Here is a 13769-nt window from a genome sequence, read left to right as displayed (position 1 = left end):
ATATACCCGTCGCAGCCGCTCAAAGCGCATTGGTGAGGTTCGCCTACCTATATCCGCAACATCAAGCAACCCTCGACCATGATATCGTTACCGTTGTGATAGGGAGCCAATCAGAGAGAAGCGAAATCGAGAAAGAGGTAAATTACCTCCTGTACCGCGAGATGATACGACTACGATATGAGAATCAGCGGGCGACACTTGTTCAACATCTATATGGAAAACGCCGGTGATACCGTTGCGTTTCAAAGATACGAGCCGCGGCGATGGGGACCTGATCTTTGTCGACGACGGTGGACAAAGCTTCCTAGCCAGTCAAAGCTTTCTGAACCGCTACATCTTTCAGAACTTGAACGAAAAGGATGTGGATTTTCTCCGCGCCGAGGGGTTTCCGGGATACTCAAACACTGGCCATCCGTCAGTTGCAAATGCATATCGCTATGCCCAGCGCCATCATTTGCCAAACACGATTGACTATTTCATCCTCGTACCTACGCTTCGGTGCAATCTAGCTTGCAGTTACTGCCAGGTTTCCCGGGTCGCGGAGAACGCGCAAGGTTTCGACTGGACCGCCCAGATTGCAGATGATGCGATCAAGTTGATTTGCACCACCGGTGCCCCAACAGTGAAGCTAGAATTTCAGGGAGGAGAACCCACACTTCGCCTCGACCTGATTAAACGCGTTATAGATTCAGTTGAAAAAACCGGTCGGAACGTAGAGGCGGTCATCTGCACGAACCTTGGCGAGCTTTCACCAGATTTGAGAACGCTCTTAGGCCGAGGCAATGTCTATATCAGCACTTCATTCGATGGCTCGAAGAAGAAGCACACAGTGCAACGCACGGGATCCGCTGAAGCAACGGCCCGTACGCTCAAAAACATCAAAGATGTGATTGAAAATTTCGGCCAATCCCGCGTTTCAGCATTGCCAACTATTGATGCCAATTCGCCTCCTGATGCGGATACGTTGATAGATGAATATCTTGCATTGGGGATGAACTCTATCTATCTCCGGCCCATCAACTTCCAGGGATTTGCCCGCAAAAAACATGACGCCGCGCGCACAGGTCAGGAGCGATGGTTCGACTATTACCTCGCCGTCGTCAGGCGCATGATCGAGCGAAATTTTCACGAAGGTAAAGCGCTGGAAGAATTCTACATGGCACATTGCCTGCGCCGCATTTTCCGTCCACGCGCCAACGGCCATGCCGATCTGCGGAATCCAAACCCTCTTGGTTTGGACTATTTTGTCATCGATCATGACGGCCGCCTTTTTCCATCAGACGAGGCTCGGATGATTGATCGGACTGGCGATGTAGACATGTCGATCGGGGACGTTCATTCCGGATTGGACGGATCGCAAGTGCTCGCTCTGTCGGAACTGGCTCTCAATGACTTCGATCCTGATTGCATTCACTGTGCGTATCAGCCGTTTTGCGGCAGCGATCCCATCGACAGCATTTCTCGCTACGGCCGCACAGACCAGCCTCGTCACGATCAATATTTTTGCCAGCAACAGACCATGATCTTCGACTTCCTTTTCGAGATGTTGGCGCAGCCAACTGCTGAGGAAGCGCATACGCTTGCGCTTTGGCTCGACCTGCCAGCGATACCGGATACGTTCCTGAAGGTGCACCATGATTGAGTTGCAGCTCCCACTTGAAGGAATCGACCCTAATGTTCCGGATTTCGTGGTGCGTCTGGCTGGCTCTAACTATGAGCAGTTGAGCGATTTTGATGCGGCTTTGGTCGCGCAGGATAGTGCGTTGTCCATATATCGCTATGGGGAGCATCAATTTGTCATTCGACAACAGTCAGGCGAAGACATGTTAGGCGATGTAGTACTGGTTTCTCCATCTTCAAAGACCGTTCATCGGTGGATAAGAGCTGGATCTCAACACAACACACTCCTTATAACCGAGCGCTGCGACCAGTTGTGTATCATGTGTTCGCAGCCGCCAAAGAAAACGCATGTCGATCAGTTTGAATATTTTCTGCAGGCCTGTTCTCTCGCACCAGCAAACAGCACGATCGGTCTATCCGGTGGCGAGCCAACGCTGTATAAGCAACAGCTTTTCGAGCTATTGCTTGCCATGCAGTCACACAGGCCCAGTCTAAAATTCCACGTCTTAACAAACGGCCAACATTTTGAGCCGTCCGACACCGCCACACTGGCTCAACTACGAAACGTCGTTTGGGGCATACCGCTATACGCATCTGATCGAGAGCTCCATGACAAGATAGTTGCCAAATCAGGCGCTTTCGCCCGGCTGATGGCGTCATTTGAGCTGCTGGGGGCCACTGGAGCAGCAATCGAACTTCGCACTGTTTTGACCAAACAAAATGGCGGCGTGCTGCCCAACCTTGCGCGGTTCGTGGTAGGCCACCTGCCATTTATCGACGTGTGGGCTATCATGCAACTGGAAGCAACGGGATTTGCCCGCCGGGCCTGGCGGGACCTTTTCTTCGACAGTTCTGTCGACTTTGACCCCATCAAGGAGGCGATATTACATGTCCAAACGTACGGACAGGATGTTGCCTTGTACAATTTTCCGCTTTGTACTGTGCCCTCATCATTCAGGGGCTATGCCGCCAGATCAATATCAGATTGGAAGAACCGATTTTCCAAAACCTGTGATCCCTGCACTTTGAAAAATGACTGCTGCGGCTTTTTTGAATGGCACCCGGACGATCACACCTATCAGGAGATCCGAGCGATATGAAATCTACACGCTACAGAAAAACCTGGGCCATGCTGGGCATCGGTACGATTGGCACTCATGCGGCATCGACAGACGCCCCACAAGCCCTTCTGCTGGAAGATCCATCAGGCCAAGACGAGGAGCCAGTCCTGGCAGACGTCATGCGGCTGGACCATGTTTATACTCTGGCGATGCACCGATCTCATTCCAGTCACCGTTCGCATTCGAGCCACCGGTCACATCGGTCAAGTTCTGGCGGATCACGACCCGTCTATACGCCACCTGCAGCACCTTCCCGAAATGAGAATAGCACGCCGGACCAGTCGGTACTGCCTTCCTCTCCCTATGTGGCCTTGAGACAAGAAAAGCAGGATTTCGAAGATCATATCGAAGTAGTGCAAAAGGTTCAGGCCCGGCTTTGGGTGGATAAGTTCTACACCGGAGATATCGACGGGCTTCCCGGTCCAGAAACTCAGGCAGCAATTGGCAAATTTGAAAAAGCCCACGGCATGCCGGTTACGGGGCGTATAACGGAAAAGCTGCTACGCGCTATGGACATCCGGCTGTCCCTGATATTCGACAAAGGAGGATATCTTAAGCAACTACCCGGCAACTCCGCAAAGTTTAGGCACATCGTTCAAGAGGTCCAGGTCGTCTTGTTTTTGTATGGCTACTACAAGGGAGTTATCGACGGCGTATTGGGAGTGCAAACACAGACAGCCATTAAGCAGTTCCAAGAGGATTTTGACATCATACCGTCGGGTATACTTGATGGCAGGACACTAGATGCACTTCGTATCCGCGCATCCTAAATCTGCCGCTGCTGCATTTCTCGCGCTTGGCATAGCCCTTGGTGTCGGCTTGCAGCCAGCCTACCGAATACTGCTGAGTGGCGTTACGCAAGATACATACTCAAAGCTTATGTATGATTGCGATCACTCCATGCGCACTCACTTGGTTGCCAAACTCGCTTTTGCTGAAAATGCGTCCGATCAGAAACTCGAGAATCTGCGCGCTGCAGAGGTCGGCCTATTGAGTTGCCAAGATTACGACCTTTACCAGAAGCGACTGATGCAGTTCGGGCTCAATGCGGAAGACCTATCACGCATGCGCCTTGTCGCCTTCGAGGAACGGGGCCAGGACCTTCTTGATGTGGTGAAAGAACATGAATTTCGGTACTAGGGTCAGTGTTATCGCCTCGTTGGTCGTGTTCTGTTCATGCGACAACCATGCAAGCCAGGACACACTTCGAGAGCGCATATTAAAGGACCGCGCAATCGAGTCAGGGCTCACTCCCGTTGAAGCTCTCACGCCAGCGGTCGATCCCGGACTCGCTGCGGCCGGTCAAAAACTGTTTGAAGCAGAGTATCTCAGCCTGAATTCGAAAGTCTCCTGCCGCAGTTGCCATCTTCCGCAATTTTCATCGGCCGATGGACTGCCCAATGCTATTGGCGTCAGGGGCAAAGGGGAAGGCATTTCTCGGCTATCGAGTGGCGGAGCCATTGTCCCCAGAAACACCTTGCCACTGTGGGGGCGCGGCAGTGTCGGCTTCGATACGTTCTTTTGGGATGGCAAAGTCGAGAGAAAGGCGTCGTCGGGCGTCATTGTGAGTCAGTTTGGCACTGTGTCTCCATCTGACGATCCGTTAGTTGTTGCCGTTCACTTGCCACCCGTCGAGTTCAGAGAAATGCTCGATGATCTACAGGCTGACGTTCTGGCTTATGAAACAGAAACGACGGAGAGCGCCGAGGCAATCTACCAACTTCTCGCAGGGAGAATTCGAGAGGACAAACCTCTTGCAACAGAGTTAGCCCACAGCCTGAATAAGGACCCTGAAGAGCTGAGCTTTGAAGACGCCGCCATGGCGATTGCTGCCTTTATCAGGACGGAATTCCGCATTCGAGAAACAGACTTTCATCGTTTTGTATTCGGGCAAGGAGAGCTTTCAGAAGATGCAATTGACGGCGGCCTCATTTTCTACGGAAAAGGCCAGTGTTCAATGTGCCATAACGGCCCCTTCTTTTCAGACCTAGATTTCCATGCAATACCAATGCCTCAGCTCGGGTTTGGCAAGAACGGGTTCGGCGTGGACTATGGTCGATACAATGTCACTTTTGCGCCAGCTGATCGGTATAGGTTCCGAACGCCTCCCCTGTATAACGTTCAACACACAGCGCCCTATTCTCACTCCGGCTCACTTTCACTTTTGCAAGACGTAATTGCCGCGCACCTTGATCCACTAGCACTACTGCAAACGCAAACCATGAATTCTAGTGAACGGCAGGAATTCTATGGGCGCCTTCTTGCTTGGTCTGGTGAGGCAGTCGAGCCGATTGCTCTGTCAGATCGTGAAATCGCAGACCTTGTCGCTTTTCTAAAAGCCCTCTCTTTCTGCGCTCCACCGGCACGTAGTTCTTGCACCGAGTAATTTCAAGCGCATTGTGGATGAGGCTTTTGCATGATGGAGATCTACAGAAGCTCTACCTTGGTAGGCCATTGATTTTCTATTTCCCTCCAGCCTCCTACTAACAGGTAGGCTGGTGTTGCAACGGAGATTGAAATCCTTCAAGTTGAGGCCAGCTGCATCACTTTAAACGAAGTGTGTTTAAGCATAGGCGCTTTCGAACGTGATCTCTTGCCAATATCGGGCGGGCTGATCAAAAACATGACCTTCCTGCAGAAAAGCCATGGTTGACCTTGCGTCATCTTCTGGCTCTTCCACATGGCTGGCAAACATCCACAAGTCGTCTTCAATCACGGCCTGCGGTGCCGCCTGTGGTGCGACGCCAAGTAGTTCCCCAAATTCGATTGGCTGACTACCCGCATTGAAGGCACCAATCTTCGCATTAAAATTCGAAATATAGGCCGCTATTTCTTCGCTGTCCGTATAGTTGTCATAGGTTGCCTGTTGGCCATAGTCGTCTAGGGTGATGCCGAAATCGCCATTCGTGAAACCTGTAATTGTCAGATCCAGATAGACCTCGCCCGGATCAAACGGAGAACTTCCTGGAATAGACCAGCCAACATAAACTTCTGGTCCCGGCCCCTCGTAGTAGGCGAGGTCCGCGTTTGCCCAATAGCGCCCAGGGTCATTGTAATAGGGGTCGCCTCCATCGTGTTCCCAAAGATTGATGCTGGGAAGAACCAGGTCGAAGAACGTTAAATCATTTGGTGCGAAACGCATTGCGCTCGATATCGGGAGGTACTCGTCGTCCCACGGGCTGAATGCCATGGCCATTCCGCCAATCAAAGGCATGAGTTCGGTACTGGCTTGCAGACTGGTCGCTCCGGGGTCGCGGGTTACGTATATGGAAGTATCGCTAACATCGTCCAACCCGACGAGTTCTAGTGCATCATCCCGTGGCAGGATGATGATATGCTCGATGCCGCTTACATTCACCACGGCATCTTGGTCTGTATCATAGATGATCAGTATATCTTCGCCGTCGCCGCCGTCGACGGTACAAGCCGAACCATTCATCAGCAACTGGTCATTTCCGGCCCTGCCAAAGAGATAATCCTCGCCGTCTCCGCCATCCAAGGTGTCGTCGCTGTCCCCACCCAACAGTGTGTCGTTCCCCGTGCCGCCTGAGAGAGAGTCCGCGCCCATCCCGCCGATCAGGACATTGGCCCCTGCGTTGCCTGTGAGCGTATCGTTATAGTCGCTCCCTATAACGTTTTCGATAGCTGCAAGGGTGTCCCCTTGTGCGATATCGCCGCTGACGGCGCCACCTGCCAAATCGACTGACACACCACTATTGCTGTTTTTGTATGAAACGCTGTCCTCTCCGGCGCCTCCGTCCATCGAGTCATTGCCGTCACCTCCAATCAGAAAGTCGTTGCCTGCGCCTCCGAGTAACGTGTCATCCCCTCCGACGTTTGTGGCTGTGCTGCCGTGACGCTGATCAATATTGCCAAAAATCAGATCATTCTGGGTGGTGGAGGTTCGGTCTACAGTGTGTTCATCCACCTCGGCACTGCTGCCTGGTCGTTGAGGGCCTTGTTCTGGTGCGGCGACCCATACCCAGTCCACCTCTTGCGTAAGGCTTCCAGTATAGCCGGCGGTCACTAAATCGGCGCTGTCTGAAGTTTCGAGCTCTGTGAACTCCGTTTTCAACAAATCGAAGACCTTGCGGTCCTCAAGCACATCTTTAAGCTCATCGACACCTTGATCACGGCCAATAGCGTAGAGATCCTGGTTCGCATTCAGCATTACGTTTTCGCCGTATGCTGTCTCATAGTCCTTTATCCACTGCTCATGTTTCGTGGCGACGCGGAATGCCAGCAATGCTTCGCCAACAGATGTGACATCAGCGGTTGCATCATCGAACAAGCCGAAAACTTCGCTCTCGACATACCGGCGTTTGCCTGCAACCCCGTCACCGTTCGAGCGGTAGCGAATTTCGAACCACGCCTCTGCACGGTCTGAATCGCTAAGAGCATCGTGCAGCGAAGGGCCGAGAAGTGGGTTTGCTGTCGACTGATTGTAGGTTAGCGATAGCAGCGCAGCGCGTTCGTCAGAAACAGGGATATTCGCAAAAAAGGTATCGATATCATTTTCAAAGTCCTGTTCATCGACAACTTGTGGGAACAGGTTGGTTATCTCGGCTTGGGTGAGGGTAAATGTATCCCGATTGGCGTCACCTACGTCAAGCGCGTCAGCCATCAGATTATTTACGTCGGTAAGGCTGACATTACCCTCCAAGATGTCCTCGATCTGAGTTGCAAAATTGCGGTCTTCCTCAATCACATCGCGTAGCGCAAGCGCATTAAATACCAGTTCGCGTATTGCGGATACTCGCAGGTTGAAGCCAATTCCGATTGTGGGTATTCCGTCGGTATCCAAATAGAGGTTCGATACTTTGCCTTCAAGTTGACCGATTAAATTGGTCGCAAACTCATTATATTCTCCATGGTTGTTTGTAGTACCCCAATTGGTTGTGCCGGTGGATGTACGCCAGTTGATCATTGCCTGATATCCTTTGCTGCCTGTGGTTATTGCTTGGGAAAGAGGTGGAACGTGCATAGCGGTTTTGTGCCGCCGCCGCGATCGAACCTAATACGCGAGTATCCAGTACCGTTATCGGAGGACATGTGGAGCGTCTGCTGCCAGAAGAAAATGTTNTTGCTGGANCGGTGACCTTGTCCCGCAACCAGGTTATCGAAAAGGCCCGGCGCGATCGTGGGTTCGTAATAATACATATAGGGACGGTCTGGGCCGGGGAGGCCTATATTCGTGCATGGTCTGGCGAATGAACGCGAAAGCGAGGACAGTACCTTTTGTCGTTCGCCTGTTTCNGTTTTTCTGTAGTGGCTCACACGATAAAGCGGGGTCATGCGGTAGAGCGTGTCGGGCAGGCCATCACCGTTGAGGTCAATGTGTGCGACAGCCAGTTCAGCCNTGAGAAGCTGTGCGTCAAGTTCCTCCGCAATCCCGTCCATGAGGCGGGCCCTTATNTCCGGCGGAATCTGGCCCGACCTGATGATCTCATTCAGTTCCGTAAACTTCAGTTGCCGGTCCGGATCGGCGGTGTTGATATCCAGGCTGTTCCAGAGNACAGCCGTTCGCATCAGCTCCTGGTGTTCAGACGGCTCAAGNGATTGCCATTCGGGGAATGAAAAATCCTCGGAGCCGGGAGGAACCGCGACACCGCAGAAGTTCAGTTTGGTGAGTTGAAGCGCTTCGAGCCCGCGGGCGATCTCGCTACAGAAGGGACCACCACCAAAACCGTCATAGGTTTGTTGCAGTTCAAACTTGTTCGGCGTGTTATCTGAATTCTGAGCGGGTGAACTCTCATCCGCGCCGGTGAGGTTGCAGGCCGTTGCGGCGGGAGCCATGGTAGCCGACCAAAAGCATATCGCCACGGACCACATGACGGCCTTGAGGCCGCGCCCTGTGCTTTCTGAAGTAAAGCCTGTCGTGCGCTGGAATGTTTTCATTACAGCATCTCTTCAAAATATGTGCCTGATGAACAGATGCTACCCAGCAGAACCACAATTGCAACTTACGAGGTTAATTTTAAGTAAATTGATAAACGCTGGTATACGAAAGCACCGACGATTTCCCGAGCTACCTTTGGCGCACACTAGTCCGCGCGAACTGCGCGAAAGGCAGATTCAGGGCATTTGCCAACTCACTGAGGAGGGCAGCTCGCAGGGTTCCTCATCCCACGCGCGACGACGAATATACATGCCCAATGACTGTGCCGTCCTGAATGCTGGGATTGATCTTTATTACCCACATTTCGTATGGCCCGAGGAAGCTCTTTCCATTTTATGGCATGAAGCTATGTTGACGCCTGACATCGAAAATTGCTTAACCACGAGCATGTTATGTCTTTGACCTACTTCGTTAGGTCATCACCACACAGTCGGAAGCCGTCGCCATGAGAATTTATCACTTCGATATCTTGGAGAAAGATCTCAATGTTATTTTTTGTGGTATAAATCCCGCTCCAATGTCGCACAACAAATCGAATAACTTCTCCAGCAAAAGCAACAGATTTTGGACCGTTCTGCACTTGGCAGGCTTCACGCCACACAAACTGGAGCCTCAACAAAGCTGTCCGCAAGAAAGTTTTCGAAGGCCCTTCTGCTAAACAGTACGAAAACAAATCAGCTGACCTTGTTCGAAACGCTTTGACCGGAACAAATCGAGCGGCATTCAGAGAAATCCTCCGGTGGGCACCTTTGATTGAAACTCACGTATATGCGTATGCGAATAATGTCTCAATGACGCTCGATAACATGCGAGAGGAAGTTAAATTCTTAAGCAAAGAATCGGCGGCGATACTTGGGGTTCGGTCGAGCGTTCATCATTGGCGCACACCAAGTATACCCACTAGTTTATACTGCGGGCAATTTGCCATGCCTGTAGGGCTGCCAAAAGCGCGCGCTACCATTTTGAGCCCATCATGCGCCGGTATTTCGTCTTGAGGGGAAGCTGCAATGAATGAACTCAATTTAGCGAGATAAAAAGCTCGACTGAGGTGCGATGTACCAGATAAAATTTCTCTTATGTCTTCAATGGTAATGCGTTTGTTTTTGCACCGTATTTGCAGTTAAAATATTAGTCGCCGATGCCCAACAGCTTCGTAGCTTTCTCCCACAAACCTTCTGGCTTCTCGCTATCGTTCGCTATGGATTCCCGACGAATAAATAAGCCACGTTGGTCCCTGTAAACGGTGTAACGCGTGCTCACATCGATCTCAGCATATGCACCACTTCCATATTCAGTGTCGGCAAAGAAGTTGTATTCCATCAAAAAATCCGGCACCGAACCTGCGATGCCAGTAGACAGATCATACGCTACCCTGGGCTGGGTATTTTCCAGAACGATGTCACTGTAACGGCCCGCAAACCTGTCCAACTTATAGTAGGCATCAAGCCCCAGAACGTTGGCCCAGGGCTTTAGTTTCACGAAATCGGCACCGATCTCCCACTGATCTCCACGAATAGGATATACTTCTGGCTCGGCATTCACCCTAGTTTGCAAATGTGCCTCGAATTCCATTTCACCCGTTTTGACAAAAGTAACGGTCGCGATAGGCTCTTCAAAGGTCAACCGGCTATATGTCTGCACCATGAGACCCAGGAGTCCAAATGACGTGAGGCAATAAAGCACCGAGAGTGCGAATGTCAGTTTTACAAGCTTCACCATGCTTTCAATCCCTCTGGTATCACTCTGTAGCTATTTCTTCACTCAAAGGCCATCTGACAATATCCAGGTTCGTCGCGGCCGAGGCAAAAACACCTGCACGTGACCAATGCTGGTAATGCCCAATGACATATATAACCTTCTTTGCTCGAGTGGCCGCGACATTCAGAATATTTGGTGTTCCACCCGCCCAGTTCCGAGAACCTCGCTTTTCCTCCGCCGAAGCACCAAGTACCAGGAACACCGCCTCTGCTTCCTTGCCCTGGAAGGTATGTACTGTCCCGACATGATCCTCCGCCCATTTTTTCTGGCTCCGGCTATCAATGCCCAGTGGGCCCAGCACCCCACTTTTAAGGATATAAGCCCGCAGTTTGTCCGCCACTTCGCGAAAGGGCGAGATAATATAGAGGCTGGGTTTGGAGATGCCCTGTTCAGCAAGCTTGTTCATTAGTGTTACGACGGCCTCGCCCTCCTTTGGGCTCCATTTCTCGGAACTCGAACGCACATCGATCCATGCGCTGCCGGGAAACCAAGATTGGAGCGCTTCGCCTATAGCAGAATATGGGTCCCCCGGCGCATGAACCATCAACCCGCCGTAAGCAATTTCGTTTGAGATAGAGAACATCGGGTCCTGGCATCGCCGATGAACAAGGAGCGGCAAACCGATCTCCCTCGTGGTCATGCCTTCGCCCAAAGCAGCCACCAAGTGGCTCGCTGCATCGGCCAGTGTTTGAACAGAAGCCTTTGGGGCCGACCAAATATCCGGGTGAACATCTCGACTGGTGCAAATCGCTCGAACGAGGCCGGTTGGCGCTGTCGCAACCGGTTCGATCTGCAGAGGGTCTCCGATGATCAATGCGCGCCGCGATCGCCACACAGCACCAACTCCGGACTGTGGTGTGGCCTGTCCCGCCTCGTCGACAATCAACCATCCAATGGCTTCCTGGCCTAGCCCATCGAGCAGCCGATCTACAGATGCGAAGGTGGTAGAAATTAACGGGACCATGAGAAAAAAAGTGTCCCAGAGATCACCAAGGTAAGCGTCGGCCCCAGAGGGAATACGCCGCCCCTTTATATGCTGCATGATCAGGCCCAGGTTCGACTTCAATGGCCAGGCTGCCGCATCAATGAAGGCGCGGTGAAGGTTGATTGCGGCTACAAACATACGATCGCGCGCAGCAGTAAACTTTTCGTCCATCCAAGGACTAGCCACGTGGATTTCCTCATGACTTCCATTCCAGAATTCAGATCCAATATGGACACCTGAGCACTCGAGCTGAGCTTCCGCCTCGACTTCCTGAAGCGCCTTCAGTTCCGTCTGTTTTTTCTCCAGAACTGATACCGCAGCCTGTGCATCGGCTTCTGCCTGACGCGCTCTTTCCTCGGCAGCTAGTCGTTCAACTTCCGCGTTCTTACGGTCAGAGACAGCGACGCCCATCTGCTCCAGTTTTTGTTCCTGGATCAGGCGCCATTTGCGGCCCATACCCAGCAACTGGAAAAAGGCATGCGGCTTGAGGGCCGTGTGACCATCAAGCATTAGCCGGGCGTCTTCCAATGCTTGACCTGCAGCGGCCAACGCTCGCTCCGCCGCGCTGTAAGTGGCTTTGGCAGCCTCGGAGCGAAGAGATGCTGCCTCCCAGTCGGATTGCGCTCTTGAGGCTGCCTGATGTGCCTCCGCGCTCGAGGATAATGCAATGCGGAACTGTTCCCGCATTCTGATCATCAAACCAACTTTGGTTCGGCTCTCTCTGTATTCCAGACGGGCCTGCTTCCATCGCTCCATTGCCGCGCGCTTGTTGGCAGGCGGGTCTTCTGCAGCAACGATGGCGGGCGGTTCCTCTCCCTCTTTCTTAGAGCGTCCACGGGTAATCGCGCCCAAGTATTTTTCAAGGCCCCAGTCTGAATGCCACCAAGCCTCTTCAATGAAATCTGAGCGGTTTTTCTGGTTACCGAGAACTGCTGCAATTAGCCCCCAGCAACTATTACGCCTGCCGTGAATATTGTCGGCCGTGCCAGCAAAAAACTTCAAATCTAATTCGCTGGAAACTGCATCAGCGCGCGGCAGTTCGGCGCTGACATTTCGAACTGCCCCGTTGTTTGATGAAGCCACAACCATACCAAACCCACGAAGCCGCGGATCCAGAGCACTGACCCGCGAGCGATAACCACCATCGGCCACGATATCTTTTTCTTCAAAGGCTCTTTCAGGGTGGCTGAACTCCGCCATCCGGTCAGCCCGTTCACAGATCACTGCTGCCACGATATCCCGAAGGAGTGTGGTTTTGCCTGTTCCCGGCGGCCCATTGACAGCCAGAAGGCCGCCGTCGGCCAGATCTTTTGTTGCCGCGTTCACAGCAGCCTGTTGCAATGTTACCAGCTTTGTAGGCATCGGCGCTGGCCAACGCGCCAACGGAAAGTTTCGCGGGGCAAGCAATTCTTCGAGAACAGTCTGATCGTTCAAGACATCTTTTTTGGCGGAGGGCAACGCCTGCGCCAGATACGCTTGTAGCGCTGCGCCCATGCAATCATCTGCGGTTGCCGCCTTCACTCGATAAAGGTCTCGGAGGTAAAAACTGTTGATGATGTCGACAGGGTCTTTTTCTGTGTCTCCAATTACACGGATCGCAACCCTTGGACGCTCAAGAATGTCTTTTGGTAGTCTCAAGACTTCCATGGCTTTTGCCATGCATTTCTTAAAGGCCTTCACACTTGTCGGAATCTGGAGCCCATCTTCTGCTGTTTCAACGAGAGTGTCGGCAATTTCCCGGCGGAGCTCTTCTTCTACCTCGTTGTAACGATGCAGTTCGTCGAGACTTCCCGCCAGAACCATCCCGCAGGCCCAGCCGAAGCTCGAGAGGATCAGTCCTGACGTCACAGGAAACCCTTTCTCATCGAAAGGCACCATGGCCAAAATGGATACGCCAGACGCAACCTCACGCTCAGGCCCCTCTGGCTCAAAGCCCGCGACCAGCATCTCAGTGGCTGGTTTCATCCGGATAAATGCTATCGGTAGGTACCATCTGATTTTGTCATCATCGGCCAGCCCGATGGATTGCCGATCACCGACCGTTGTATCCCACGGCATAACACCTGACGAAATATCGAATTCCACGCGCAGACGCGCTGGCACCTTTGCTGGCTTCTGGCGGCCGCGGCGGGGAACTTCATCTTTCAGTATGGCTTCCTGTTTGACAAAGGTTTGCGGCTGCAACGCCTCAATCGCCAACCATGCATCAAGAAGATTTGAGGGTTTTGGGGTATCCGGCATCAAGAGAACTCAACATTATTGCCACGCTGGGATTGGTGGTTTTCACACTGCGATAGAGTTGAGCTCAATACAATCCGAGAATGAAAAATGTCGTGTGGCAGTTCGCGAACCAGCTGCAGGTATGACGAATAGTCCTATAAGTGCT

9 protein-coding genes are annotated in these 13769 nt (G+C 52.3%); 6 read left to right on the top strand and 3 right to left on the bottom strand.

Translation table 11 applies throughout. The features are described 5' to 3' along the window. Positions 1-235: 235 nt before the first annotated feature. Genes hxsB through B150_RS0104290 form a run of 5 tightly spaced genes read left to right on the top strand, consistent with a single transcriptional unit; the run spans position 236 to position 5127 of the window. Positions 236-1642, top strand: coding sequence for a His-Xaa-Ser system radical SAM maturase HxsB (gene hxsB, locus B150_RS0104310; protein ID WP_162139648.1), 1407 nt, complete (start codon positions 236-238; stop codon positions 1640-1642). After that, positions 1635-2720: a His-Xaa-Ser system radical SAM maturase HxsC gene (hxsC, locus tag B150_RS0104305; RefSeq protein ID WP_020398660.1), complete on the top strand. Its 1086-nt coding sequence runs from the start codon at positions 1635-1637 to the stop codon at positions 2718-2720. The genes hxsB and hxsC overlap by 8 nt, the downstream gene beginning before the upstream one ends. Next, positions 2717-3511, top strand: coding sequence for a peptidoglycan-binding protein (locus tag B150_RS22830; protein WP_162139647.1), 795 nt, complete (start codon positions 2717-2719; stop codon positions 3509-3511). The genes hxsC and B150_RS22830 overlap by 4 nt, the downstream gene beginning before the upstream one ends. Beyond that, a complete protein-coding gene (locus tag B150_RS22825) occupies positions 3486-3881 on the top strand; it encodes a TIGR03982 family His-Xaa-Ser system protein (RefSeq protein WP_025897856.1) in 396 nt (131 codons plus the stop codon). The genes B150_RS22830 and B150_RS22825 overlap by 26 nt, the downstream gene beginning before the upstream one ends. Further along, a complete protein-coding gene (locus tag B150_RS0104290; protein ID WP_020398657.1) occupies positions 3865-5127 on the top strand; it encodes a His-Xaa-Ser system-associated MauG-like protein in 1263 nt (420 codons plus the stop codon). The genes B150_RS22825 and B150_RS0104290 overlap by 17 nt, the downstream gene beginning before the upstream one ends. A gap of 177 nt (positions 5128-5304) precedes the next feature. On the opposite strand, the gene B150_RS23520 is transcribed toward B150_RS0104290, so the two are convergent. Beyond that, positions 5305-7668, bottom strand: a complete 2364-nt coding sequence (locus B150_RS23520) for a calcium-binding protein (RefSeq protein WP_020398656.1) — start codon at positions 7666-7668, stop codon at positions 5305-5307. 1417 nt (positions 7669-9085) lie between these two features. Between B150_RS23520 and B150_RS23585 the strand changes: the two genes are divergently transcribed. Further along, the gene (locus B150_RS23585; protein WP_155859922.1) at positions 9086-9298 is read left to right on the top strand and encodes a uracil-DNA glycosylase family protein; all 213 of its coding nucleotides are present in this window, start codon (positions 9086-9088) and stop codon (positions 9296-9298) included. Between the two features lie 470 nt (positions 9299-9768). On the opposite strand, the gene B150_RS19690 is transcribed toward B150_RS23585, so the two are convergent. After that, positions 9769-10359, bottom strand: a complete 591-nt coding sequence (locus B150_RS19690) for a hypothetical protein (RefSeq protein WP_020398654.1) — start codon at positions 10357-10359, stop codon at positions 9769-9771. Between the two features lie 19 nt (positions 10360-10378). Next, positions 10379-13624 (bottom strand): DEAD/DEAH box helicase, encoded by a 3246-nt coding sequence (locus B150_RS0104270; RefSeq protein WP_020398653.1) that lies wholly within the window; start codon positions 13622-13624, stop codon positions 10379-10381. Positions 13625-13769 lie beyond the last annotated feature (145 nt).

It is taken from the genome of Kordiimonas gwangyangensis DSM 19435 = JCM 12864 (assembly GCF_000375545.1).
GTDB classification, from domain to species: domain Bacteria; phylum Pseudomonadota; class Alphaproteobacteria; order Sphingomonadales; family Kordiimonadaceae; genus Kordiimonas; species Kordiimonas gwangyangensis.
The sequence above is the reverse complement of the archived record's forward strand: the minus strand, read 5'-3'. Positions and strand labels throughout refer to the sequence as shown.